The organism is Ferdinandcohnia salidurans (assembly GCF_042680725.1).
Taxonomy (GTDB): Bacteria; Bacillota; Bacilli; order Bacillales; family Bacillaceae_L; genus Ferdinandcohnia; species Ferdinandcohnia salidurans.
This window is the reverse complement of record NZ_JBHUEK010000018.1, coordinates 315,136-339,959: the sequence shown is the minus strand read 5'-3', so window position 1 is coordinate 339,959 and position 24,824 is coordinate 315,136. Positions and strand designations below refer to the sequence as shown.

General features: G+C 37.9%; 26 protein-coding genes, 1 pseudogene and 1 other annotated feature. Of the genes and pseudogenes, 11 read left to right on the top strand and 16 right to left on the bottom strand.

The features are described 5' to 3' along the window. The first annotated feature begins 26 nt into the window (after positions 1–26). Positions 27–179: a YpzG family protein gene (locus ACFSFW_RS12695; protein WP_099352812.1), complete on the top strand. Its 153-nt coding sequence runs from the start codon at positions 27–29 to the stop codon at positions 177–179. 37 nt (positions 180–216) lie between these two features. Here ACFSFW_RS12695 and ACFSFW_RS12690 read toward each other — a convergent pair whose 3' ends face one another. Beyond that, positions 217–534, bottom strand: coding sequence for a YfhH family protein (locus ACFSFW_RS12690; RefSeq protein ID WP_099352813.1), 318 nt, complete (start codon positions 532–534; stop codon positions 217–219). A gap of 1 nt (position 535) precedes the next feature. Further along, positions 536–1,351 carry a recombination regulator RecX gene (gene recX, locus ACFSFW_RS12685; RefSeq protein WP_304217879.1) on the bottom strand — a complete coding sequence of 272 codons (816 nt, stop codon included), beginning with the start codon at positions 1,349–1,351 and terminating at the stop codon, positions 536–538. 98 nt (positions 1,352–1,449) lie between these two features. Between recX and ACFSFW_RS12680 the strand changes: the two genes are divergently transcribed. The 6 genes and pseudogenes from ACFSFW_RS12680 to ACFSFW_RS12655 all read left to right on the top strand — a co-directional run bounded on the left by ACFSFW_RS12680 (position 1,450) and on the right by ACFSFW_RS12655 (position 4,964). Beyond that, complete coding sequence (locus ACFSFW_RS12680) at positions 1,450–2,358, top strand: TIGR01777 family oxidoreductase (protein WP_388038798.1); 909 nt, start codon at positions 1,450–1,452, stop codon at positions 2,356–2,358. Positions 2,359–2,686: 328 nt separating this feature from the next. Further along, entirely contained in the window at positions 2,687–3,244 is a 558-nt protein-coding gene (locus ACFSFW_RS12675) for a GNAT family N-acetyltransferase (RefSeq protein WP_304217885.1), read from the top strand. Between the two features lie 87 nt (positions 3,245–3,331). Further along, positions 3,332–3,463 carry a YfhE family protein gene (locus ACFSFW_RS12670; protein ID WP_099352896.1) on the top strand — a complete coding sequence of 44 codons (132 nt, stop codon included), beginning with the start codon at positions 3,332–3,334 and terminating at the stop codon, positions 3,461–3,463. 106 nt (positions 3,464–3,569) lie between these two features. Then, entirely contained in the window at positions 3,570–3,758 is a 189-nt protein-coding gene (locus ACFSFW_RS12665) for a YfhD family protein (protein WP_304217889.1), read from the top strand. A 156-nt stretch (positions 3,759–3,914) separates the two neighbouring features. Beyond that, positions 3,915–4,427, top strand: a pseudogene (locus ACFSFW_RS12660) (peptidoglycan recognition protein family protein); the annotation flags it as partial. Between the two features lie 18 nt (positions 4,428–4,445). After that, positions 4,446–4,964 (top strand): peptidoglycan-binding domain-containing protein, encoded by a 519-nt coding sequence (locus ACFSFW_RS12655; RefSeq protein WP_388038895.1) that lies wholly within the window; start codon positions 4,446–4,448, stop codon positions 4,962–4,964. 130 nt (positions 4,965–5,094) lie between these two features. Here the strand turns inward: ACFSFW_RS12655 and larC2 are convergent, their stop codons facing one another. From larC2 to ACFSFW_RS12630, 5 genes are all read right to left on the bottom strand, one after another. Continuing rightward, on the bottom strand, positions 5,095–5,568 hold the full coding sequence (gene larC2 / locus ACFSFW_RS12650) for a nickel pincer cofactor biosynthesis protein LarC2 (protein ID WP_388038794.1): 474 nt from the start codon (positions 5,566–5,568) through the stop codon (positions 5,095–5,097). Between the two features lie 96 nt (positions 5,569–5,664). After that, the gene (gene uxaC, locus ACFSFW_RS12645) at positions 5,665–7,065 is read right to left on the bottom strand and encodes a glucuronate isomerase (RefSeq protein WP_304217894.1); all 1,401 of its coding nucleotides are present in this window, start codon (positions 7,063–7,065) and stop codon (positions 5,665–5,667) included. 141 nt (positions 7,066–7,206) lie between these two features. Further along, positions 7,207–8,487 (bottom strand): TRAP transporter large permease, encoded by a 1,281-nt coding sequence (locus tag ACFSFW_RS12640; protein WP_304217897.1) that lies wholly within the window; start codon positions 8,485–8,487, stop codon positions 7,207–7,209. A 7-nt stretch (positions 8,488–8,494) separates the two neighbouring features. After that, positions 8,495–8,992 (bottom strand): TRAP transporter small permease, encoded by a 498-nt coding sequence (locus ACFSFW_RS12635; RefSeq protein WP_304217898.1) that lies wholly within the window; start codon positions 8,990–8,992, stop codon positions 8,495–8,497. A 268-nt stretch (positions 8,993–9,260) separates the two neighbouring features. Further along, positions 9,261–10,286, bottom strand: a complete 1,026-nt coding sequence (locus tag ACFSFW_RS12630; RefSeq protein WP_388038788.1) for a TRAP transporter substrate-binding protein — start codon at positions 10,284–10,286, stop codon at positions 9,261–9,263. Positions 10,287–10,653: 367 nt separating this feature from the next. Between ACFSFW_RS12630 and ACFSFW_RS12625 the strand changes: the two genes are divergently transcribed. Together ACFSFW_RS12625 and ACFSFW_RS12620 are read left to right on the top strand one after the other, a co-directional pair. Further along, complete coding sequence (locus tag ACFSFW_RS12625; protein ID WP_388038785.1) at positions 10,654–11,643, top strand: LacI family DNA-binding transcriptional regulator; 990 nt, start codon at positions 10,654–10,656, stop codon at positions 11,641–11,643. Between the two features lie 54 nt (positions 11,644–11,697). After that, positions 11,698–13,044, top strand: a complete 1,347-nt coding sequence (locus ACFSFW_RS12620; RefSeq protein WP_388038783.1) for a hypothetical protein — start codon at positions 11,698–11,700, stop codon at positions 13,042–13,044. 51 nt (positions 13,045–13,095) lie between these two features. On the opposite strand, the gene ACFSFW_RS12615 is transcribed toward ACFSFW_RS12620, so the two are convergent. The 9 genes from ACFSFW_RS12615 to ACFSFW_RS12575 all read right to left on the bottom strand — a co-directional run bounded on the left by ACFSFW_RS12615 (position 13,096) and on the right by ACFSFW_RS12575 (position 22,044). Continuing rightward, positions 13,096–14,136 carry a TRAP transporter substrate-binding protein gene (locus tag ACFSFW_RS12615; RefSeq protein ID WP_388038780.1) on the bottom strand — a complete coding sequence of 347 codons (1,041 nt, stop codon included), beginning with the start codon at positions 14,134–14,136 and terminating at the stop codon, positions 13,096–13,098. A 259-nt stretch (positions 14,137–14,395) separates the two neighbouring features. Then, positions 14,396–15,421 carry a Gfo/Idh/MocA family protein gene (locus tag ACFSFW_RS12610; protein WP_388038778.1) on the bottom strand — a complete coding sequence of 342 codons (1,026 nt, stop codon included), beginning with the start codon at positions 15,419–15,421 and terminating at the stop codon, positions 14,396–14,398. 100 nt (positions 15,422–15,521) lie between these two features. Further along, positions 15,522–16,712, bottom strand: coding sequence for a DEAD/DEAH box helicase (locus tag ACFSFW_RS12605; protein WP_388038775.1), 1,191 nt, complete (start codon positions 16,710–16,712; stop codon positions 15,522–15,524). 456 nt (positions 16,713–17,168) lie between these two features. Next, on the bottom strand, positions 17,169–17,894 hold the full coding sequence (locus ACFSFW_RS12600; RefSeq protein WP_388038772.1) for a polymer-forming cytoskeletal protein: 726 nt from the start codon (positions 17,892–17,894) through the stop codon (positions 17,169–17,171). A 14-nt stretch (positions 17,895–17,908) separates the two neighbouring features. After that, positions 17,909–18,535 carry a YhbD family protein gene (locus ACFSFW_RS12595; protein ID WP_388038769.1) on the bottom strand — a complete coding sequence of 209 codons (627 nt, stop codon included), beginning with the start codon at positions 18,533–18,535 and terminating at the stop codon, positions 17,909–17,911. 156 nt (positions 18,536–18,691) lie between these two features. Continuing rightward, positions 18,692–19,474 carry a 2-dehydro-3-deoxy-D-gluconate 5-dehydrogenase KduD gene (gene kduD, locus ACFSFW_RS12590; protein WP_388038766.1) on the bottom strand — a complete coding sequence of 261 codons (783 nt, stop codon included), beginning with the start codon at positions 19,472–19,474 and terminating at the stop codon, positions 18,692–18,694. Positions 19,475–19,494: 20 nt separating this feature from the next. Then, positions 19,495–20,325, bottom strand: coding sequence for a 5-dehydro-4-deoxy-D-glucuronate isomerase (gene kduI / locus ACFSFW_RS12585; protein WP_099352897.1), 831 nt, complete (start codon positions 20,323–20,325; stop codon positions 19,495–19,497). Positions 20,326–20,379: 54 nt separating this feature from the next. Beyond that, entirely contained in the window at positions 20,380–21,396 is a 1,017-nt protein-coding gene (locus ACFSFW_RS12580) for a PfkB family carbohydrate kinase (RefSeq protein ID WP_388038763.1), read from the bottom strand. Between the two features lie 3 nt (positions 21,397–21,399). Continuing rightward, complete coding sequence (locus ACFSFW_RS12575; protein WP_388038760.1) at positions 21,400–22,044, bottom strand: bifunctional 4-hydroxy-2-oxoglutarate aldolase/2-dehydro-3-deoxy-phosphogluconate aldolase; 645 nt, start codon at positions 22,042–22,044, stop codon at positions 21,400–21,402. A 149-nt stretch (positions 22,045–22,193) separates the two neighbouring features. Between ACFSFW_RS12575 and ACFSFW_RS12570 the strand changes: the two genes are divergently transcribed. After that, complete coding sequence (locus ACFSFW_RS12570) at positions 22,194–22,955, top strand: IclR family transcriptional regulator (RefSeq protein WP_388038757.1); 762 nt, start codon at positions 22,194–22,196, stop codon at positions 22,953–22,955. A 177-nt stretch (positions 22,956–23,132) separates the two neighbouring features. Further along, positions 23,133–23,379: a binding site (T-box leader), on the top strand. Between the two features lie 88 nt (positions 23,380–23,467). Further along, positions 23,468–24,802, top strand: coding sequence for a branched-chain amino acid transport system II carrier protein (brnQ, locus tag ACFSFW_RS12565; protein WP_388038754.1), 1,335 nt, complete (start codon positions 23,468–23,470; stop codon positions 24,800–24,802). The last annotated feature ends 22 nt before the right edge of the window (positions 24,803–24,824 follow it).

Here is a 24,824-nt window from a genome sequence, read left to right as displayed (position 1 = left end):
TCGAATATTACTTGGAGGTGCGTATAATGGGTAAAAAAGGCTATAAACGAAATGAGTACAATAATCCTTTTCAACAAGCATGGGCCAATCCGAAACATGCTTGGGCACAGGTTAATGGTGAAACAAGACGGACACAAAACCTCATTATCTTGGAGCATCAAACAAGAAAACAATCATAAAATAAAAACCAGAGAGATCGTTTCTCTCTGGTTTTTATTATTCTTTAATAAGCAATGAAATCGGTAATGCTTCTTCTTTGTCCTCTTGACCCATTCGATGTCCCCAAGCAAACACACCATTGATGTAGTCGATTTTAAAATAACTGCCAGGGTCACCATCTATTTCATATGTTTCTCCAGGTTTGTAATCCTCTGGATTAAGGAGATATGCTTTTGCCATAGAAGCTTTTCGTTCAAGCACAGCGAGTTCATTTACAATGCCGAGCTGTTCTGCTTTTCGTGCTTGTTCCTTTAAGCCAGCAATTTCTTGTCTTAATTCAAATTCTGTCATTTGGCTATATCGTTTTTCTTGCATGTTAGTTCGCTCCATCCTTTATGTGGGTGATGAATTTTTCAATCATATCTAAGTCAAAGCCTTTGCGAAAAAGGGCTTGTTTCATTTTTTGTTCGTATTCCCATCCATCTAATTTTTCATATTTACGATGAGCCTTCATTCCATGATGCTCGAGGGCTCCCCACTCTTCATCTGTGTCCTTCTCAATTGAAGCTTCTTCCATTGCGATTTGAATAACATCCCATGAATAACCTTTTCTTTGAAGGGTTTGTTCTATTTTTTGTTTTGTTTGACGTTCTGAAGCTTTATTGTTTTTTGGGATCGTTTTTGAAATTAGCTTAATGGCCTTTTTCACTTGCTCGTCCATTGTAAAAAGGTCAAGACTTTTCAATTGTAAATCCTGTCCAATTCCTTTTTCAAAAAGTTCTTGTTTTATAACTTCAGGACCCTTTGTGGTTGTATTAATTTGTGTTTGGACATACGCTTTCGCAAATTCCTCATCATTAATGTATTTATAGTCGGCCAGTTTATGAATCACGTCTGGAATAATGGGTTCATCGACTTCTTTTTTCTTAAGATAATCAATGACTTCCTTCGTCGAACGCATTCTATAGGATAAAAAATTCAATGCCAAATTAAAGGCTTTTTTCACTTCATCCTCAAACTGTATTTCCGAAATGTCTAACTCATCAAGCTCCATCCCTTTTTTAAGCTGGAAAGATACAAGAATATCCTGATCAACGCTAAAAGCATATTCCTCGCCCTTCCCGTGATCAAGAAAAATATTAAATCGCTCTGTGTTTTTCTTTTGAGTTGTGATTTTCGCTATAATGGCCATATCAATTACACCTCCCCTTTATAGTAGCACAGAAATTTAGAGGATAAATGGAAAACTTATTGAATTATGTAGGAAAAGGCATAGAAAGGAAGGAAAAAATGAAGATTGCGATCGCTGGTGGAACTGGCTTTGTCGGGAAAAAGCTTACCGACTTTCTTTTAGATCAAAATCACGAAGTATTTATTTTAACGAGAAATTCCACTTCTTCAAGTCATCACCCAAACCTTCATTATGTTGAATGGCTAACATCAACAAGTTCCCCAGAAATCCAGCTACAAGGACTGGATGCTATGATCAATCTTGCTGGTGAATCTTTGAATAGTGGAAGATGGACAGAGGAACGTAAAAAAAGAATCACAGAAAGTCGGATAACGGCAACAAAGGAAGTTCTTCGTATACTCTCTTCTTTGCCTAAAAAGCCGGAAGTCTTGTTGAATGCAAGTGCAATTGGAATTTATGGTACTTCAGAGACCGACACTTTTACAGAAGATTCTACGCAAAATGACAGTGACTTTCTAGCAAAGACCGTTATTGCTTGGGAAGACGAAGCAAAGAAAGCAACTGACCTAGGTGTCCGAACTTGTTTCTTACGTTTTGGCGTTGTTCTTGGTGAGGATGGTGGTGCTCTTACGCGTATGGTGCTACCTTATCACTTTTTCATCGGAGGCACGATCGGCTCAGGAAAACAGTGGTTATCATGGATTCATATTGATGATGTTGTTAAAGGAATTAATTTTCTTTTACACAATCCCTCTGTTCATGGTTCCGTAAACTTCACTGCCCCAGCGCCCATGCAAATGAAACACTTTGGTCAAACCATCGGTGCGATTATGAACCGACCACATTGGCTTCCAGTACCCGGGTTTGCCTTAGAGGTATTACTCGGTGAAATGAGCATTTTGGTTTTAAAAGGACAAAAAGTGTTACCAAAAAAACTAGAAGATCATGGTTTCTCTTTTACCTATAAAACACTTGAACAGGCGTTGAGTCACATTTTAAAAAGTTGATTCGACATGATTCACCAAGGTCTTTACAAAAACGTCGAAATTACCAAAAATTTGATACAAAAATTTCACAAAAAACCTATTTATTTTTACAAAAGATTCGAGTATGATACCTAGAGTGAAGTAAAAAAAAGATGAACATAACAATAAAATACAAACTTAAAATTGGCTAATTCAAGTTGGCTAACTTTAGGGAAGGCAAATGGTGCGCCACCAGTTTCACTGGTTCTAGTGGGTTCGATTCCCACCCCGAAATTTTTTATCAATACAAAAAATTTCGAGGGTGGATCCTGCCACAGGTCCGGTCTGTCCTCATATGGAGGGGAAACTGATGCTAAAAAAACGTGAACTTCAGGATTGTCAAGCGCTTTATGACTTACTGGTGCACCCAGATGTCTTCCCATTTGTGCGTCAAAAGGCTTATTCCTATGAAGAGTTTTTATTTGTAACAAAGCAAACGATTGAGGCAGAAGAGCGTGGTGAATTGATTTCACGTACCATTTTAGACGAGTGGGGCTCTCCAATCGGAACGATTAATTTATACGACATTGAAGACAATGCTGGATTTCTTGGTACTTGGCTTGGCAAACCATTTCATGGAAAAGGCTACAACCAAGCAGCAAAGGATGCATTTTTTGCAGAACTCTTTTTTGAGCTGGGTATTGAAACGATCTTTATGAGAGTTAAGAAAGTAAACCATCGCTCCACAAAAGCTGTTCAAAAGCTACCGTTTGTGTCATTCGCCAATGAAACGCGAAAGTCGTTACTTGAGCAGATCAATGCTGATGGTGATATTTATAATCTTTTTGAGGTTTCAAAAGATCTATATACATTACACACTTTACGTGTTGGACACAATACTGAAGAAGAACATTTAAGAGAAGCTTAAACCCGTTATTTTCAACGGGTTTTTTGTTTGGATTTTTTTGGAATGGATAAACTAATACTACATTACTTAGAAAGTGAGGAATCTTTGATGGCAAAAGAAAAAAAGCGTGACAATAAGTCAAAAAGCACTTTAAGCAGCATGCAAGAGGTTTCATATTCTAGGGATTTTAAAATGGCTGACCAAGCCGGTGGGTATACGAAAAAACAGGCTAGACATTAATACATATCAGTATCTTCCACTTATTTAAGTCGTTTTTCAAGGTCATCCTATAATTGAGTAGGTTGCGTTTGTGACCTCTCCACTATTATCTAGGATGGTGTTGAGAATGGGCAGATCAAGAGGACAAAAATCACGTGATAAGAACAAAGGGAACTTACCACAGGTTCCACAAAGCATGAAATCAGATGGTCGTGATGTCGAGTTCTCACGTGAACTTGCTGACCAAGACGATTTAGAAGCGCAAGCACGCTCAAATGCAGCCGATGCAAGAGCGAAAAAACGAAAAAAGAAATAAGTAATGCGTTCAAAACCGAAGGAAAACGTCCTTCGGTTTTTTTATGTTGCATGGAGCCTCCCCTCCCCCTCCAATACATATTTTTAGCACGGTACAAACTTTTTTCGCATACAATAAATCGATTGCCTATACTCACAATTCATGGAGGTGAATGAAATGGAGTATTCAATTACAAGAGATTATATTCGTTTGGGAAATTCACGCTCAGGGCAAAAGATTTCAAAGGTGCGTTTTATCGTAAGTCATGATACAGGGAACCCAGGGTCTACAGCTTATGGAAATCGAAATTATTTTGACCGTTCACAACCAAGCGCTTCTGCCCACACTTTCATTGATGATAAATATATTTTAGAAATAATCCCCCTCAACGAAAAAGCATGGCATGTTCGCTACAATATTACGGCTGACAATCAGCGTTTTGGTGATGATGCAAATGATGCAGCAATTGGTGTAGAGCTTTGTCATGGAGGGAAAATTAATTTCCAGGAGGCATATAATCGATATGTCTGGTACCATGCTTATTTGTGTGACAAATTTAATTTAGATCCGAAAAGACATATTGTGGCACATAGCACTTTAGACCCTTCTAGAAGATCTGACCCACAAAATGCATTGCGCCCACATGGGGTTTCTTGGGAAGAATTTATTAATGATGTACAAGAGTCATTTAATCGTGATTTTAAGGGAGTGCCTACAAGTAATCCAAAGCCTGTCGTTGCCGGAGTTTCAACTCGACTGCCAATTCGACGAGGAAATAAAGGTCCATTTGTAAAGGAAATACAAGAAGACTTAATTAAAGCTGGTTTTTCAATGTCTCCTTATGGTGCTGATGGAAGCTTCGGTCCTGCAACCGAAAATGCAGTCATGCGCTTCCAAAAACGATATGGATTAGGTGTAGATGGGCTAGTTGGGCCAGCTACATTAAGAAAGCTTGAGGAAGTTATTAAACAGAACAATTCGACTGACGACGAGTTTCCACTTCCTAACGGAGTTTGGGGACGTGGCGACAAAGGTGAAGAAGTTCGTATGATTCAACGTGCTTTAAAGCATATTAACTTTGATCCTAAAATGATTGATGGCAGCTATGGTCCATTAACGGAAGATGCTGTTCGAAGATTTCAATCGATGTACGCTGCTTTAGCAGATGATGGGATTTATGGTCCAAATACCAGGAAATTTTTTCAGATGGAATTAAATGATATGTAACCCACTGGCTTCAGTGGGTTTTTATATGTTACTTTTCTTAGTGACAGTATTTTCGATTTAGTGACAGTATTTCTCGGACAGTGACACTATTTCTTCGATAGTGACAGTATTAACCTCACTCTCCTAGGTTTCACCCTTTATTGATCTCTTTCCAAACCTCTTCATATACTTTTTTCAATGGAATGCCATTTTCTTCTGCGATTCGGCGACAATCTTCGTATTCTGGAGATTTCTGAACGGATTCCCCTTCGAAAATCCCTTCTTTAACGGTAACCTTACCCCATTTTGTGATAACTTCTGTAAAAGTTCGCTCGAGTCGATGAACGGATAGTGGGTAATACCGTACTCCAAGCGTCGTTGTTTCCGAAAACAAAATGTCTTTCATTTTGTCTAATTTGCTTTTGGAGCAAAGAAGCTGTAGAAGGACAGCCGGTCGGTTTTTCTTCATATAAATAGGCGTATAATAAACGTCATTTGCTCCTGCATGAAATAATAAATCCATGACATAGCCTAACCATTCACCTGACATATTATCGAGGTTTACTTCGAGCTTGATCATCTCGCTATCGATATGCTCATGATTTGGAGGAAGCTTCTTTTCCATAATCCCCTACCCTTTCCTACAAAAATAAACTATCGCTAGTATAACATTGGGCGATAAAAATAGCCCGCCAATTGGCGAGCTATCCATTCGTGTATTTTAAAACTCAAAGTAATCTTTAGCGTTTTGGTAGCAGATTCCTTTTACGACATCTCCTAGTAAATCCATGTCATTTGGAATTTCTCCGTCTTCTACCCATTCTCCGATTAAGTTACAAACTAAACGTCGGAAATACTCGTGTCTAGTGTAAGATAGGAAGCTTCTAGAGTCAGTAAGCATACCAATGAAACGGCTGAATAAGCCAAGGTTCGCTAATGCTTTCATTTGCTCAAGCATTCCTTCTTTTTGATCATTGAACCACCAAGCAGTTCCGAATTGCATTTTACCTGGTTTTCCTCCACCTTGGAAGTTTCCAATTGTTGTACCAAGGATGTAGTTATCGTTTGGATTTAATGAGTAAAGAATAGTTTTTGGTAGTGCATCTTCTGTATCTAGTGCGTCTAGTAATTGGTTCAATGGACGCGCTAATTCACCATCATTGATGCTGTCATAACCAGTGTCTGCTCCTAATTTTCCAAACATTCTTGTGTTGTTGTTACGTAAAGCATGAATATGTAATTGCATCGCCCAGTCGCGTTTTGCATATTCTTTCCCTAAGAAAACGAGTGTATAGGATTTATACTTAATTTCTTCTTCAATTGAAACTTTTTCACCTTTGATTGCTTTTTCAAATGACGCTGCAGCTTCTTCTTTTGTTGTATGCTCATACATCATTGTGTTAAGAGCATGGTCAGATACTCGTCCACCAAGTGAATGGAAGAATTCAATTCTGTTCTCTAGCGCAGTTAAGAAATCATCATAGTTTGAAATCTCAACACCAGATACTTCACTTAGTTTTTTCACCCAACTAACAAAAGTGTCTTGGTTGATTTCTAAACCTTTGTCTGGACGGAAGCTTGGTAATACTTTTACATCAAAGCTTGAATCTTCAGCAATAAGCTTATGATATTCTAATGAGTCAGTTGGATCGTCAGTCGTACATACGACTTCTACATTTGATTTTTTGATGAGGTCTCTTGCTCCGAACCCTTCACCTGTTAACTTGCTATTTAATTGTTCCCAAATAGCAGGAGCAGATTTTTCGTTTAAGATTTCATGTACATCAAAGAAACGTTGAAGCTCTAAATGAGTCCAGTTGAATAATGGGTTTCCAATTGTCATTGGAACTGTTTTTGCCCAAGCAACAAATTTATCATAATCAGAAGCGTTTCCTGTTACGTATTCTTCTTCAATACCATTTGCTCTCATAGCTCTCCACTTATAGTGGTCGCCATACAGCCATGCTTCAGTAATATTTTTGAAAGATTTGTTTTCATAAATTTCCTGTGGGCTTAAGTGGCAGTGATAATCAATGATTGGCATGTCCTTTGCAAAATTATTGTACAAAGCTACCGCAGTCTCGTTTGACAATAAGAATGTTTCATCCATAAATTTTTTCATTTTTGTCCACCTGCTTTTTTAAATTTTACTATTTTATAGTAACCCAATAGTAGGGAGATAATCAATTAATGCCTTTGCGTTTTTACCTTATTATTAAAAGTTCCAACGGCAAAGGGGTATCTAAAAAGACACCCCAATTTTTTATTCTATTAATAGATCTGGTAAGAATAGTGAAAACTGTGGAACGAATGTAACTAATAGTAAGGTTACAATCATCGCTAAATAGAATGGTGCCATTCCCTTCACTGTTTTCTCTATTGGTATTTGTCCAATTGCACAACCTACAAAGAGACAGGTTCCTACCGGTGGTGTAATTAAGCCAATTGCTAGGTTTAGAATTAGCACAACACCAAACTGTACTGGATCCATACCAGCTGCAGTAGCAACAGGTAAAAGAATAGGAGTCGCAATTAAGATTAGTGGAGCCATGTCCATAAACATACCAAGAACTAGTAAAATTAAGTTGATAATCAATAATGTTACAATGTCATTAGGAGAGAATGCAAGAAGTCCCTCTGTAACCATTGCTGGAACTTTTAATAATGCTAAAAGCCATCCAAACGCTGATGATGAAGCGATTAAGAATAGTACCATTGCTAATGTTTTAGATGTTCTAACTAAGATAATACGCATTCTTGAAAGTGGAATATCACGATATACGAAGAATGTAATAATAAATGCATATACTACACCGATCGCAGCTGATTCAGTAGCTGTGAAGATACCACTTATTATACCACCGATGATGATAACAGCCGTTAAAAGACCTAATAGACCTTCACGTACAATTTTTGGAATCTCTTCTCTTTTAACAGGTTCACCTTTTGGGTAATTACGTTTTACCGCAATAACATATGTTACAACCATTAGGATTAATCCTAATAAGATACCTGGTACAATTCCACCCATAAATAAAGCGCCAACTGAAACCCCACCTGCAGCAGTAGAATAGATAATCATGTTATGACTTGGTGGAATCATAACCCCTTGTGCCGCACTGGAAATAGTTACGTTTACAGCATAATCAGAATCATATTTTGCCTTTTTCATCATTGGAATTAAAACAGATCCGATTGAAGATACGTCTGCAACTGCAGATCCTGAAATTCCGCCGAAGAATGTACTTGCCAATACGTTAACCATGGCAAGTCCACCACGGACCTTCCCAATCATAACGTTGGCTAAATTAATTAGGCGTCTTGAAATACCGCCTTCATTCATAATTTCTCCTGCTAAAATAAAGAATGGAATCGCAAGGAGTGAGAATGAATTGAGTCCGCCTACCATACGTTGTACTAATGCTGCTAAATCTATATCCATATAAATTCCTGTTAAAAATGATGACACTATTAAACTTAGTGCAACAGGAACGCGTATAAGTAAGAGAAGAACAAAGCTTCCTAATAATACTAATACTTCCATTTATAACTCACTCCTCTATCTGTTCATCCCATTCTTGGTGCATACCCTTTTTAAACAATAGCTCGATGCCGTAAAACAGCATTAAAATTCCTGAAACAGGGATTGCTGCGTATAAAACACTTTGTGGTAGCCCAGTTCCTGCCATTGTGGATCCGCCCATCAATGATGTAAATCTAAATCCGTAAACAATAAAAATAATGGCAACAATGATTACTAAAAGTTTTGCAATAATATCACATAAGGTTTGGACCTTTTTTGGGAATAACGCAACTAATGCACCCACACCAATATGGAGCTTATCTCTGAAACCAACAGCGATTCCGATAAAACTTACCCACACTAGTAGTAGCATTGACACCTCCGAGGACCAACGGGGAGTATAGCTGAAAAAATATCTTGTGAAAACTGTTGCAGCAACAATAACGGTCATTAATGCTATGAAAATAACATTAAGATTGTCTATCCCGTTATCAAACATACTTTTGATTTTTTTTAACCGTTCCATTTAACTAGCCTCCTTAAAGCAAACTCGATGATTGTCGAGCCTCAGATGAAAGCAAAGCATTAGTTGCATAATACTTTCTGTATTCGTTAAAAAACTAACGAAGCTTTTCATTACCTTTTTAACTAACCCAAACACATCATTTCTCGTGTTAGAAAATTTATATTCTTTGCTTTCAATACATGAAGTCTTACTAAACTATATGAGGGGCACCCCTCCCTCAAGACCATTATCTTAAGGGAGAATTTGCCACCAAAAGCTTTATAGAAAATTATTCTACAGCTTCGATTTTTTCAATGAATTCTTTGTATGCGCCACCATGTTTGTCATAAACAGGTTGTACAGCTTCACGCCATGGAGCAGTATCTGTAATTTCAACTACTTCATTACCAGCAGCTTCTACTTTTTCTTTTGCTTCATTTTCTAGATCTGCCCAAGATGATTTTTGAGCTTCTTGTGATTCCATTGCAGCTTCTTTGATTGCTTTTTGATGTTCTTCACTTAAATCGTTCCATACTTTAGAAGAAATCATTAAAATTTCAGGAACGCGTGAATGAGCATCTAAAGTGAAGTATTTTGCTACTTCATAGTGATTTACTGAATAGTAACTTGGATAGTTGTTTTCAGCACCATCGATAACACCTGTTTGAAGGCCAGAATATACCTCTTCATACGCCATAGGAGTTGCAGATGCACCAAGTGATTCTACCATGTCTACTACTAGAGCAGATTGTTGAACACGAATTTTAAGACCTTTTAAATCTTCTGGCTTTTCAACTGGATGTTTAGAGTTATAGAAGTTACGGCTACCAGAATCATAGAATACTAGTCCTCTCATATTCGCTTCTTCCATACCAGCTAATAAATCCTCACCGATATCACCGTTTAATACACTCCACATATGATCTGCATCTCTAAATAGGTAAGGCATTGAAAGAACACCTAAATCTTTAGAGAATTCAGCAAGTGGACTTGCATTAACACGTGCAAAGTCGATTGTACCTAATTGAACTTGCTCGATAACGCTCTTCTCGTCACCAAGTTGACCACCCGCGTACACTTCAACCTTAACTTGTCCATCCGTTTTTTCTTCTACTAATTTCGCAAACTCTTTATCCCCTACAACTGTTGGATAATCCTCAGGTTGGTTGTCTGCTAATTTTAAAACGATAGGATCTTTTGCATCGCCATCTCCGCCACTAGTTTTAGTAGCTGAATCATCTCCTCCGCCACAAGCTGCTAATAAGCCAGCAAGCATAAAGGACATAGATAGAACTGCTAAGCCTTTTTTCTTCATAAAAAGCTTCCCCCTCTGGTGTGTTTTAATTTTGGTTTCGAAGTCTATAAGACATAACCTTCCATATGAAACGCTTTCATATGTTATGAAAAAAAATCGAAAGCAACTGGCAATCGCTTTCATTTGTGTTATAGACTTCGATAAAATAACAACGTTGTTATTTCTACTACATCATAAATTAAATTATAGTAGTTTTCAAGTCTTTTTTTGTCGAATTCTAAATATATAGTTTTGTAAACGTTGACATTATAGTAGAAACCTGTGAAAATATTAGATAAATAAGCTATAAATTCACAAAAAAATAATAACGTTGTTAAGGAATTTTACATGAAACAACATATTAAAATAAAATCTATAGGTGACTTCTATGAATATTACGATTAAGGATGTTGCACGGGTAGCTGGTGTGAGTTACTCTACTGTTTCAAAAGCGTTGAACGATAGCCCATTAGTAAGACCTGACACAAAGTCAAAGATTATGAAAATTGCCAAGGAGTTAGGATATAAACCTAATTTTGCTGCCCAAAGCCTTGTTTCAAAACAAACAAAGGTAATTGGTTTGATTTGGCCGACTCTAGAACGGATTGCACCTTCTACATTGGTTACTAGAATCAATGAGGAAATTAAGTCAAAATCCTATTCTATGATATTATCAATTGATTGTATTGAGGACTCGCTTGAGTTGTTCAAACGGTATCAAGTAGATGGGGTTCTTGTGTTTGATGAACATAATCATAGTATTTTAGATACGGTTTCGATTCCGATCGTGACGTACGGTGTTGGAAGAAACAAAAAACATACTGTGATTGATGTCAGTTATCAAATGGCTATGAAAATGTCTGTTGAGTATTTATATAATCTGGGGCATCGAAATATCGCCTATCTTGGCGACTTCTCACCTATTGATGATCGTCAATTAGAAAAATACTACGGTATAAAAAAAGCGATGAAAAGCCTGAACCTACCGATTACAAATGAAAATTTAGTAAACACAGCAGGACTTAATTGGTATGATGGATATTTAGCAACGAAGCGATTGTTGAACTCTTCTAACAGACCTACTGCAATTATTGGTTCAAGTTATGATATTAGCGCAGGAATTGTTCGCGCACTTCGTGAGGCAAACTTAATTATCCCGAAGGATATTTCCGTTATGAGCTATGATAATATCTCACAAATGGGAAATCTGGAAATTCCATTAACGAGTATCGGGGTCCCGGTGGATGAAATTGCTTGTAATATGGTTGATACGCTAATAACTCAAATAAAAACGAAGGATACAACACCTATTCTTAAACAATTAACCCCGAAAATAAATGAACGGGTTTCGTGTGCTCAAGCTGGTATACTACTATGAGATGGCTAGGTTTATTGTCTAGCCATTGTTTATTTTTACAACAAGGAGATAATCATGATTGTTCTGTATAGTCTATTATTTTTGTTATATTTTTTAAGTTTAATAGTTGATTCCTTATGGGTTACGACAGGGATGGGAATTCTAGCCATTCTTGCGTGGCTTTTTTCAATTAAAGGATCTTCTCTATTATTCAGGGTTATTAGTATTCTTTTTGTAGGGATTGGTATTCTAGTATTTTTCCTTGAAGGTAGGGAAATTACAGAGTTACCGATGTATACTACATCCATGGTTCCCTTATTAGCTATCTTTTATGTCCTTCCTTTTATCAACTCGATAATTATCGTGGGACGATACGATCAGCAAGTTAGTAAACTTTTAAAAGTCCGGATTCATAATATGGGGCAGTTATTTGGTCGAACATCAATGGTTACCTTTTTATTGGGAGGTTTTCTTAACCTTGCAACCCTCCCACTCGTTAAGGCAGTTATACAGAAGAACATTTCTCATATGGCAGAAAATCTTCGAAATAAATTTATTTCACGTGCCATGCTAAGGGGATATGTTTTTAGTATTATCATTTCGCCTATGGAGTTGTTAGTTATTTTAACCGTGGAATCGACCCATCTTCCATACTTAACGGTCTTGCCATGGTTGTTACTTTTTACCTTTATTTTAATTTTATTAAATTGGTTGATTGGCTATTTGTCCTTTAAAAAATATGAACTGACAGGAGAAGGTCAGGAGATTGAGGGTGAGGCCGCAAAAAGACAAATGAAACGAAAGGTTATATCTCTGGTTTTCTACCTCGCCTTGTTTATGTTAGCAATTTTAAGTGTGAATCGCATGTTGGATATGGGCTTTCTACAAACGATTGCAATTGTGATAGTTCCCTTCTCATTTTTATGGGCCATTTCGATTAAACGCTTAAGGTCATATCTAACATTTGCAATTCCTTTATGGAAAAAGCGTACGATTGGTTTAAAGGATAATTTGGTCCTCTTTTTAGGGGTTGGGTTTTTCACAGGAAATTTAGGTGATTCGGGCTTTATCGATTATTTACAGGAGCCTTTTACAGCTTTAAGCCATTATCCAGTATTCTTGTTTCTGTTCATACAAGTGTTATTTCTTGGGCTTGCTTTAACTGGGTTTCATCCGCTAGTGACATTGACTATTCTTATCGCAATTGTTGAACCTGTTTTGCAGATGGTTAACCCGTTAAGTTTGAGTTTAGTCATGATTACTTCTGCTTTATCGACTACGATTGCCGGGCCTTTTAATGTGTCTGTTTCGATTACCGGAGATTTATTGCATGTTAATTCTTATAAGGTCTCTCTCTGGAATTTAGGATTTGCCTTTCTGTTTAGTGGTGTCGGGACAATCATGGCGTTATGTTTGTTATAACAAATAACCCTACCTTAGGTTAGAGTCAACCTCAGGTAGGGCTTTTTTTGATTATTCTACCGCTTCAATTTTTTCAATCCATTCTTTGTATGCTCCACCATGCTTATCATAGACAGGCTGTACTGCTTCACGCCAAGGTGCAGTATCTGTAATTTCAGTAACTTCATTTCCTGCTGCTTCAACCTTTTCCTTGGCTTCTTCAACTAAAGCAGCCCAAGAATCGATTTGAACCTTTTGAGATTCCATCGCAGCTTCTTTCAATGCTTTTTGATCTTCTGCGCTTAACTCACCCCATACCTTTTTTGATATCATAAGAATCTCTGGTACACGGGAATGTCCATCTAACGTAAAATATTTTGCGACTTCAAAGTGATTTACTGAGTAGTAGCTTGGATAGTTATTCTCAGCACCATCGATAACGCCTGTTTGAAGTGCTGAATATACTTCTTCATACGCCATTGGTGTTGCTGATGCACCTAATGCTTCAACCATATCTACGACAAGGGCTGATTGTTGAACACGAATCTTGAGGCCTTTTAAATCTTCTGGCTTTTCGACTGGATGTTTAGAGTTATAAAAGTTACGGCTACCAGAATCGTAGAATACTAGTCCTCTCATATTCGCTTCTTCCATACCAACTAGTAGCTCCTCACCAATCTCTCCATTAAGGACATTCCACATATGATCTGCATCCCTAAATATGTAAGGCATAGAAAGAACACCTAGATTTTTAGAGAACTCAGCAAGTGGGCTTGCACTTACACGCGCAAAATCAATAGTTCCTAATTGAACCTGTTCAATTACGCTTTTTTCATCACCCAGCTGGCCACCTGAATAAACTTCAACTTTAATTCTGCCATCTGTTTTTTCTTCTACTAATTTCGCAAACGCCTTATCTCCGACGACTGTTGGGTAGTCATCTGGCTGATTGTCTGCTAAACGTAACACAATCGGATCTTTCTCTTTTTCATTGCTGTCATTGTTCCCCGGAGCACTAGTCTGCTCCTTTTCTGTTCCTCCACCACTACAAGCAGCTAATATTCCTGCAAGTACGAAGGAAATGGACAGAAATGCTAACCATTTTTTCCTCATAAAAACGTTCCCCCTTTATTTTTTATTTTCCCGGTCTGTAAACATTGGTAGCGTTTACAAAATTTGGACCTTCAAACAATTTCATCTTATGATAAAGCCAGCTGGTTTACAAGTATTTTATTGAATTTTCACAATTATATAATAAATTATTTTAAAATAAAAAATGCCTCAAAAATATGAGACACTTTTGCCCACACGACGTGGGTCACAAGGACGTTACCACCGGAAGCGGCGTTCTTAGTCTTTGATCTATAAAAGATTATAGTTTTACAGGTCTTCCTTCTTTTGCTGATTGGTAAATAGCCATTATTAATTCAAGCGGTTTTCTGGCCTCTTCACCAGTCACTAGTGGTTTACGATTTTCTACAATCGCTTGTACGATGTCTGTGTATTGTTTAACAAAAGATTTATTTGTTTTTACAATATTTGAGGACACGTCATTTTCGATATTGTTTTGTTTGTTCTCGTATTCCAAACCACTCTTGAAATTCCACTCTTTAATATGGTCATTCTCGATGATGACACTTCCGTTCGTACCGAAAATATCAAGTGTTGTTGAAAAACCAGGAAAGGCAGTCGTATTCCCTTCAATTAGCCCAAGTGCACCTGATTTAAATTTAACCGTTGCAACACCGATATCTTCCACCTCAATGCGCTCATGAGCACGTGTAGCTGTATAGGCATAAACCTCATCAACTGGACCCATTAGATAAAGAAGAAGATCAATATAATGGATTGACTGATTGATTAATGCGCCACCACCGTCCAAATCCCACGTTCCACGCCATGCACCGCTATCATAATATTCCTGAGATCGATAAATAGTTGTACGAGCAGCTCCAAAATTTAATTGCCCAAACTCGCCTTCATTTAATACTTTTTTAACATCTTGAACGGCTTCATCAAAACGATGTTGGAAAATACAACTTAATGTCACATTGGCTTCTTTACATGCTTCGATGAGTTGATCCGTTTTTTCTATTGTAATATCAATTGGTTTTTCTACAACGACATGCTTACCCGCTTTTGCAGCATCAATTCCTAGTTGAGAGTGAGTACCACTTGGTGTAACGATGACAACCATATCGATTCCTGCATTTGTTAAGAATTCCTGGTAGTCTGTGTAGGCTTTTAAATTGTATGTATCTGCTAGTTTTTGAACCGTCTCTTTATTGCGCGAGTATATGGCAACAAGTTCAGCGTTGGTTACTTCTTGAATGCTTTTAATATGTGTATTCGCAATGCTACCAGATCCGACTACTCCAATTTTTATGGTTTTTGACACGACCATTCCCCCATCCCCGTAAACGTTATCATCTTTATTATAAAAGTACTTCTTCTTTTTTACCAATTAAAAAAAGGACGAACTGGTGCTGTTCGTCCGATTATCGTTTCGTTTTCTTATGTGAAGTTGGTTTTCTTTTTTGAGGAGCTGGGGTTTTCTTTTCCTGCGCGTCTACGATTTCGCCCTTGTAAAAATCCTTCTTAGTGAACGAAATTCCTAGTTCATGCCCCATCTTTTTCAGGAAGCTTTCTTCACGTGCATTTACGATCGAAATGACAACACCCTTTTTCCCCATTCGTCCTGTACGTCCCGAACGGTGAACATATTGACTGGTTGTTTTCGGAAAGTCAAAATGAATGACATAGGTGACATCTTGAATATCTAGCCCCCTCGCTGCCACGTCTGTTGTTAACAATAGAGGGATTTTTCCTGCACGGAAGTTTTTCAACGATTGTTGTCGTTCTTGTTTTTTTGCTTCTCCAGCGAGTACCGCGACATCAATATGGTTATACGTTAACTTCGCTTCAATTTCCTCTACTTTATCGAGGCTTTTTATAAAAGCAATCGCCTTGTCTGGCTCTGTGTACATAATTTTACGTAACACATCAATTTTATCCCGCTGCTCGCAAAGAAAATAAATGTGAGTGGTGTTCTCCTGATTGATTGTTTGTTGAACTCGGATGATTTCCGCATTGTTCATCAAAGACTTCGCCACTTTTTCCGTTTGCTCCGAAATGGTTGCTGAGAAAAAGAGAATTTGACGATCACGTAATGTTGATTTGATAATGCTTTGAATATTCGAAAGGTGTTCATTTGAAACGAGCTGGTCCGCCTCATCGACGATTACCGTTGTAACCTCATGCATTTTCATTTTTTTCATTTTGATGAGTTCCATAATACGTCCCGTTGTTCCAATCACAATTTGCGGGCGTTCTTTCAGCTTCTCGACTTGCTTTTTAATGTTCGCACCGCCAATGAATGACGCGCTTACGATGTTTGTGCCTTGCGTCCACTTTTTTACTTCATCCGAAATCTGCATGACAAGCTCACGGGACGGAGCAAGGACGACAATTTGGATTCCGTTCTTTGTTTCGTCGAGCTTTTGTATTGCTGGAAGTAAGTAAGAAAGAGTTTTTCCCGTTCCAGTCGGGGATTCACATATGACATCTTTCCCCTCTATAATTGCAGGGATAGCCTTTTCTTGTATGGCTGTTGGTGCTTCAAAACCTGACTCTTGCCAGTTTTTCTGTATAAAAGGTTTCATTTCTTCTAATTGAGACCATTTTGACATTGTTATGTACCTTCCTTATCAAGTTCACTTTATTTGACTATTGTTTATTCTAACTATCTTTTGGATAAAGTGCAAAAACAACTTGGTTCGGGGGATTGGGATTGTGTTTAGGTGGAGTAGTTGGGAGTATAACTCATCACTGTTGAGCCTGGGTTTGTCGTTGAGAATCGGTAATGGAGACATTTAGGTTGATGGCTAAACGTTTTGTCTTTGGGATTAGTATTAGAGAAATTTGAGTTGGTCGACTTTGTGGATATGACTTAGAGTTCCGTTATCAAAGACATTTTAGATAAGGGACTGCTTAGTTTTGTCTTTGAGACCACTTATCAGAGACATTTCACAAAGTAATCCTCTCGTTTTGTCTTTGAGGACTGTCTTAAAAGGAATTCCAAATTTACTAATGTTATGTTTTGGGACGATGTGCCTGGCTTTCGCCCCAAACACAACATTGTTCTATCACATTTTTCTTGCTTCTTTTACTTTAGCAGACGGGTCTTGTGAGAATGTTCCTGTGTATTCAACTACGTCAATCTCGCAGTTTGGACCGATGTTGATATTTTTCCCTCTGACCATTTTTGCATGTGTATATTCAATTTCAATTTCATCTGCCTCAATTATTTCTGTTTTCAAGGATACTGGGTAGACTGATTTAAAAAGATTATTAAGGAAGCCAAAAATGCCTTTCTTAACCTTGATGGTTTGACCACCGATTTCTTTTGCGCGACATTCACCAGCAATCGCGATATCGATTATATCTGCATTTAATAATCCTCCGATTGCGAAACCACCTTCTCCCTTGAATTCTTCAGCCTCACAATCCTCTTCTATGGTTGCATTTCCTCTAATTTTTATTTCTTCCCCCTTTAAGTTGCCACCGACTTTTCCTTTACCAGAGATTGTCATTTTATTCACTTTTACATTGCCACGAATGCTACCAGTACCATCTATTGTAAAACGATCAAATTCAATCGAACCTTCAATGACTCCACTTCCGTTGATTTTCCCATGTTCTCCTTTAATATTCCCGGTTACACTGCCGGTACCATTTATTGAAAAATCATTACAATCCACATCACCTTGTACATTACCTTTTCCGTTTATTAATACTTTATTAAAAGTGCCACCGCCGGATGACCCCATTCCGTTAATCACTAAATTTCCCTTATTTTCTACGTTTACCATACTATAACCTCCATCTATAGTAATTTTGTTCGCAGTTCTTCAATTTCATTAGCAAATGCGAGATTCACGATAAGCTTCGTTCCTTGTTCAATAACCAAATCTGTAGTACTTGGGACAATTAAACATGTTGAAACACCGAGTTTGCGCACGATAATTAATTCACCATAGCTTTGCTTTTCTTTTGTAAAATAATCGTTTGAAACTTGGATCACCATTTTTGCTTCATCAAGACTGATGTCACCAGATTGCAGAAGCTTTTCAACGATGTAAACGACCAATATTCCTTCAAAATGAAACTGTTCAGGACTTTCCTTACTGTGTTCTAAGTAGAGATTAATTGTCGTTTCAGAAGCGAGACCTCTATTGACCAATTCCTTTTTACTGAGGTTCAATTCGCCAACACTTGGAGAGAACATTTCTGCCAATTCATCGAGAGATAGGTTTTCCTTCATTTTTTGAATCTTATCAATCCGCTCGAGGATCCTTTCTTTTGGAAAGAAGGTCTCCTGTCCTGTAAAGGTGGATTTTCGGATAAACCACTCCTCTGGTATCAAGTCCTTCCGCTTCCATCTATAGAGCTGCCCATACGAAATGCCCGTTACTTCAAGTAATTCCTTTTTCGATAATAATTCTTCACTCATTTCTAAACGGCTCCTTTCTACAAAATAGTGTAACATAACACTGTTACGTTAATCAAGAAAAAATATACATAAAATCCCTTTTGGAACGAGGGACCTGTCCCTCTGACCCATGAAAAAAGCTGAATCGCGTGTTTGCGATTCAGCTTTGGTTTGTTTTTATCGTGCTAGCCAGCCACCGTCAACTGCTAGTGTGTGGCCGTTTACGTAATTTGATGCATTGCTTGCTAGGAAGACGACTGTTCCCATTAGGTCAGCAGGAGTTGCCCAGCGCGCTGCAGGAATACGTGATAAGATTTCTGCATTACGTTTTTCATCTGCACGGATTTGTGTCGTGTTGTTAGTTGCTACATATCCAGGTGCAATGGCATTTGTTTGAATTCCGTATTCAGCAAGTTCGTTTGCAAATGACTTTGTAAGTCCGTGAACAGCGTGTTTACTTGCTGTATAAGGAGGAACAAATTTTCCGCCTTGGTATGAAAGCATAGATGCAACGTTAATGATTTTTCCGCTCTTTTGCTCTACCATTACTTTTGCAGCCTCTTGGCTTAAGAAATAAAGAGAATTTAAGTTCAGGTCGATAACAGCATCCCAGTCCTCTTCTTTATATTCTAGAATTGGTGAACGACGAATAGTACCAGCATTGTTTACTAAAATATCAACTTTTCCAAATGCTTTTACACATTCTGAAACTACTGCTTTCGCATTTTCACGTTTGGATAGATCCGTTTGGAAAAGTTCGACACGGCGACCTTCTTTTTCGATTAATTCTCTAGTTTCGTCCCAGCTAGTGCCATGTGTCGTAATGAATAGGTCTGCTCCAGCTTTTGCTAATGCAACTGCAAAGCCTTGACCTAGTCCAGTAGCACCACCAGTCACGATTGCAACCTTCCCTGTCAATGAGAAAAAGTCTAGTGAGAAATCAGACAATTGTGTTGTCATTTTAAAAGTCCTCCAATTCCTTATCGTAAGTCTTCCATTGCTACAACATCCATGTCAGTGTACGTGATGTTTTCTCCACACATACCCCAGATGAATGTATAGTTACTTGTTGCAGTTCCAGTATGAATAGACCAGCTTGGTGAAATTGCACACTGTTCGTTTTTCATAACAAGATGTCTTGTTTCACTTGGTTGACCCATGAAGTGGAATACACGAGTTTCCGGCTCCATATCAAAGTATAGGTAAACTTCCATTCTACGCTCATGTGTATGACATGGCATTGTGTTCCATACGCTTCCTGGAGCTAGCATGGTTAGACCCATTTGAAGTTGGTTACTTTCACATACATTTGGATGTACATATTGATAGATTTTACGTTCGTTTAGTGTTCCAGGCTCGCCTGTTTCGAATGGCTTAATTTCATTAATATCGATTTTTACAGTTGGATACTTGTGGTGTGCTGGTGCTGAATTGATATAAAACTTCGCTGGATTGTTAGGGTCCTTAGAAGTGAATAAAACTTCCTTCGTTCCTTTACCTACATATAATCCATCTTGACGGACCATGTTGTATTCTTCACCATCAAGAATGACCATTCCCTCGCCACCGATGTTAATAATTCCCAATTCACGGCGCTCTAAGAAATACTCTACTCCTAATTCTTTATTAAGCGTTATTGTTAATTCTTTGTCAGTAGGAGTTACTCCACCAAAGATCATACGGTCATTATGTGTATATGTTAACTTTACTTGTCCAGGCTCGAAAATGGTTTCCACCAAAAATTGTTTTCTTAACTCATCAGTATTAAATCTTTTGATTTCCTCGGGATGATTTGCGTAACGTGTTTCCATTTTTGTTTCCATTTCATATTCCTCCTAAAAGTAATATTTATATATTTGAATATCTTATCGGACGATTTTTCCTGAGGCATTTTCAGCAAAGGCTTTAATATCCTCTTCCGAAAAGACATTGCAATCTCCATGAACAGTGTGCTTTAGTGCAGAAGCTGCAGTTCCAAAATTGACAATTTGCTGAGGATCATTTCCTTCTAAAATTCCAAATATAATACCTGAAGCAAAGGCATCTCCGCCTCCAACTCGGTCTACAATTTGGTCGATGTTATGCACCCTTGATTGGTACAACTCCCCGTTAACGAAGAAATTACCTTGCAATGTATTATGTGAAGCCGAAATGACTTCTCTAAAAGTAGAAAATAAGTATTTCATATTCGGATACTTTTCCGTTATCTTTTTATAATAAAAAGATAGTTTCCCAGAGTGATCCAAATGTTTGTCTGCTTCTTCAATGCCTAATAAGTTAAGCGCATCCAATTCTCCACAAGAACATATATCTACATATGGTAAAAATGGTTGGATTCCACGTGAAGCTTCTTCAAGAGTCCATAATTTTGCACGATAATTGAAATCAAAGCTAGTTTTGACTCCTAATTCTTTTGCAACTTTTAAGCCTTGTAAGGTTAGCTCCTGTAAATCTGGCGATAGGGCTGGTGTGATACCTGATACATGGAAAAGCTCGGCACCTTGTAAAATTTCTTCAAAATTTATTTCATCCGTTGAAAGCTGTGCAAAGCTAGAAGCTTTTCGGTCATAGGTTACTTGTGCACTTCTTTCACCTACTCCGGTTTCCAGGTAATATGTACCTAGGCGTTCTCCACCTTTTAAAAGATAATCGGTATTAACACCAAATGAATGTAAATGTCGCTCATATGCTTGACCAAGTGGATTGTTTGGTACTTTACCAACAAAATAGACATCATAGCCAAAACTTGAAAGGGCTGCACTTACATTTGCTTCCGCTCCACCATAATGCATAGTTAGCTGATCAGTTTGAAAAAGACGTTCACCCAAGTGAGTTGATAAGCGTAGTAAGGGTTCACCAAATGCAACAATCTTCTTTTTCATCGCTTATTCCCCTCTTGCTTCTCTAACTTTCGCAACATACTGCGCTGCGTATTCAGTAATTTTTGCGTAATCACCTGTTTTGGCAGGGGCAACCAAATTCCCACCTACACCAACAGCTACACATCCATTATTAATCCATTGATCAATGTTATCTAGACTTACGCCACCTGTCGGCATGATATTCACCTGTGGTAATGGAGCCTTAACCGCTTTCACAAATTCCGGACCAAAAGCATTCCCTGGGAAGAGCTTAATAATGTCAGCACCGGATTCTAGTGCACGCTTCATTTCAGTAATGGTCATGCAGCCTGGCATATACGGAATTTGATACAAGTTACATAGTTTAGCAGTTTCTTCATCAAAGCTTGGGCTTACAACGAATTGTGCTCCTGCTAAGATTGCAATTCGTGCAGTTGTAAAATCAAGTACTGTTCCAGCACCAATCACAACTTCACTATTTTTGTAGATGGAAGCTAGTTCTTTAATAACCTCGTCCGCACCTTCAACTGTAAAGGTCACCTCGATTCCGATGATCCCACCCTCTACACAGCTTTCTGAGATTTTAACCGCTTCTTCTTTTGTGTCTGCTCGAACAACTGCGACAACGCCGCAATCTGCGATTTTTGAGAGTACATTTATTTTTTTCATAGTTGCCTCCAAAATCCCTTAGACTATTTCCTATTTGGAAATTTATTTTATTATATGGAAACTTACAAGGTAATTATATATAATAGTGAAAGGGATTTCAACCAATAGATTGAATCTTTTTAGAAATTTAACAAAAGTGAGTGATTACCTTGGAAGAAAAGAAGCAACCATATGGTACCGTGTTGTTAAAAGCGGATAATATACTAAAATACCTGTCTTCTGTCGACAAACCACAAAGTCTTCAACAAATAGCAAAAGAAACTGAATTAACAAGTTCGACCGCTTTAAAAATCTTAGATACACTCCAATTAATTGGATATGTACAAAAGGATGAAGAAACGAAAAAGTTCCGTCTTGGGATGGCCATCATCAAATACGCCAACAGGGCATTAAATCAAAACGAAATCAAAGACATCGCACAGCCTTATTTAGAAAAACTTAGAGGACAAACAACTGAGACCGTACACCTCGGTATTCTTGAACGTTATAGCATCGTCTATATAACGAAATTAGAGAGTTTCAACCCGGTCTCTTTATACTCACGTGTCGGTAAAGCAATCCCACTCTATTGTTCGGCAATGGGAAAATCAATCTTAGCTGACCAACCCGACCATCTAATAGAAGAGTATTTAAACAACCATACTTTAGAAAAGAAAACTCAAAATACGATTACAACAAAAGAAGACTTTATGAAGGAGATCAATGAAATACGCAAAAGAGGATACTCCTTTGATAATGAAGAACATGAGGCAGATATCTTTTGTGTCGGTGCAAGTATTACAGTTGATGGAAAAAACCATGGGGCCTTTAGCGTCAGTGTTCCAAAATACCGAATTACCGATGAATTTATCGATCAAATCATCAAAAACGTCCTTGCCTGTAAACAAGGAATCGAAAGCGAACTACTCTAGGGGACATGGAACCTCTCTCAAATAAGTTGTGGGTCATGGGGACAGGCTCCTTGTCCCACCCATATTTTTACAGGAACAAGGAACCTGTCCCTCCGTCCCAAAAAAACATTTAATAATAAAAACTATCAAAAAACTTGTTGACCTTCTATCCCCTCTTCTGATAATATACCAGTATATTAAAAATCGATGAAGAGAAAGAGTACGATTGGAATCCTGTTCCCCAGAGAGTCGACAGTTGCTGAAAGTCGATGTTCAGAGCCATCCGAAAATCATCTCTGAGATGCAAAGCAGAAACAAGTAAGCTTTGACGGGTAGTCCGCCGTTACGAAGGAACACGTATGTTTGTACGTTGGTGAGTGTCGTAGTCTATTTTCTTTGAAACTACGGAATCAGGGTGGTATCGCGAGTTAACCTCGTCCCTATTTTTAGGGGCGAGGTTTTTTGTTTTTTCTGGGACAATGGACCTGTCCCTCCGTCCCTATTTTAGAATATTTTTTAAGGAGATGATTTTGGTGAAGAAGTTAGATACTTTATTTATTGGGTTTATGTTATTTTCGATGTTTTTTGGTGCTGGTAATTTGATTTTCCCACCTTTTTTAGGTGCTGGTGCTGGTACTAATTTTTGGACGGGTATGCTTGGCTTTATTGTAACGGGCGTAGGTTTACCGGTGGTTGTTATCTTTGCGGTTTCACTTGTAAAAGGTGGCGCACAGGCAATGGGCGATCGTGTTCATCCTGTTTTTAGCACAGCCTTTATGGTTGCCGTCTACCTTTGTATTGGACCCTTTCTTGCAATTCCAAGAAATGCGAACGTTGCGTTCGAAATGGGCATCACTCCATTTTTACCTGAATCAACAAATGCAGCCCTTGTTCTCTTGCTTTTCTCAGTAATTTTCTTTGGACTTGTCTATTTTATCAGCTTAAATCCTAGTAAAATGGAAAAATATATGGGGCGCCTAATTGCTCCAACCTTATTAATTGCAATCATTACGTTAATCATTGTTGGGTTATTTAAAATCGATACACCATTCCTAAATCCTTCAGAAGGTTATCAAACTGGTGCGTTCTTCTCTGGTTTCCTTGAAGGTTACAATACAATGGATGCTCTTGCTTCATTGGCTTTCGGAATTGTTATCTTAAACTCGATTCAAAAAAAGGGAATCGAAAATCGGTCACAGTTAACAAAATATACATTTAAAGCTGGGGTCATTGCAGGTATCCTCCTTTCAGCTATTTATGTTGGAATTGGATTAATTGGTGCAAAAATGGCTGGCCACGGAACATTTGATGATGGTACAGATATCTTATCTTCTGCAGCGACTCTTTTATTTGGACAAAGTGGAACTGTACTGCTTGGCTTAATTTTCACATTAGCTTGTTTCACAACCGTTGTTGGATTAACGACTGCTTGTGGACAGTATTTTTCAAACTTACTTCCAAAGGCAACCTATAAGTCAGTTGTACTACTTGTAACATTAGTTGGTTTTACCCTATCAAACCTAGGATTAGCACAGATTTTAAAAGTATCTGTACCTTTCCTAGTAATGACTTACCCTTTATTAATTGTATTAGTTGTTTTAACCTTCTTTAGTCGATATTTTAAAAATACGAAAGCCGTATATGGCTCTGCGATGTTATTTACAGGTGTATTTGCACTCATCAGTGGATTAAATGCATTTGGCCTTGATCTTGGACCAATTCAAGATATGAAAAATATGTTACCTTTAGCATCCGTTGGCTTAGAGTGGATTGTTCCAGCCCTGGTGGGAACAGCATTAGGACTTGTGATGAGCCAATTCAGTAAAAACGCAGAATTTGTCGAAGATGCAAAAATAAAAACATTTTAATGATTGATTTTAAGAGGGTACT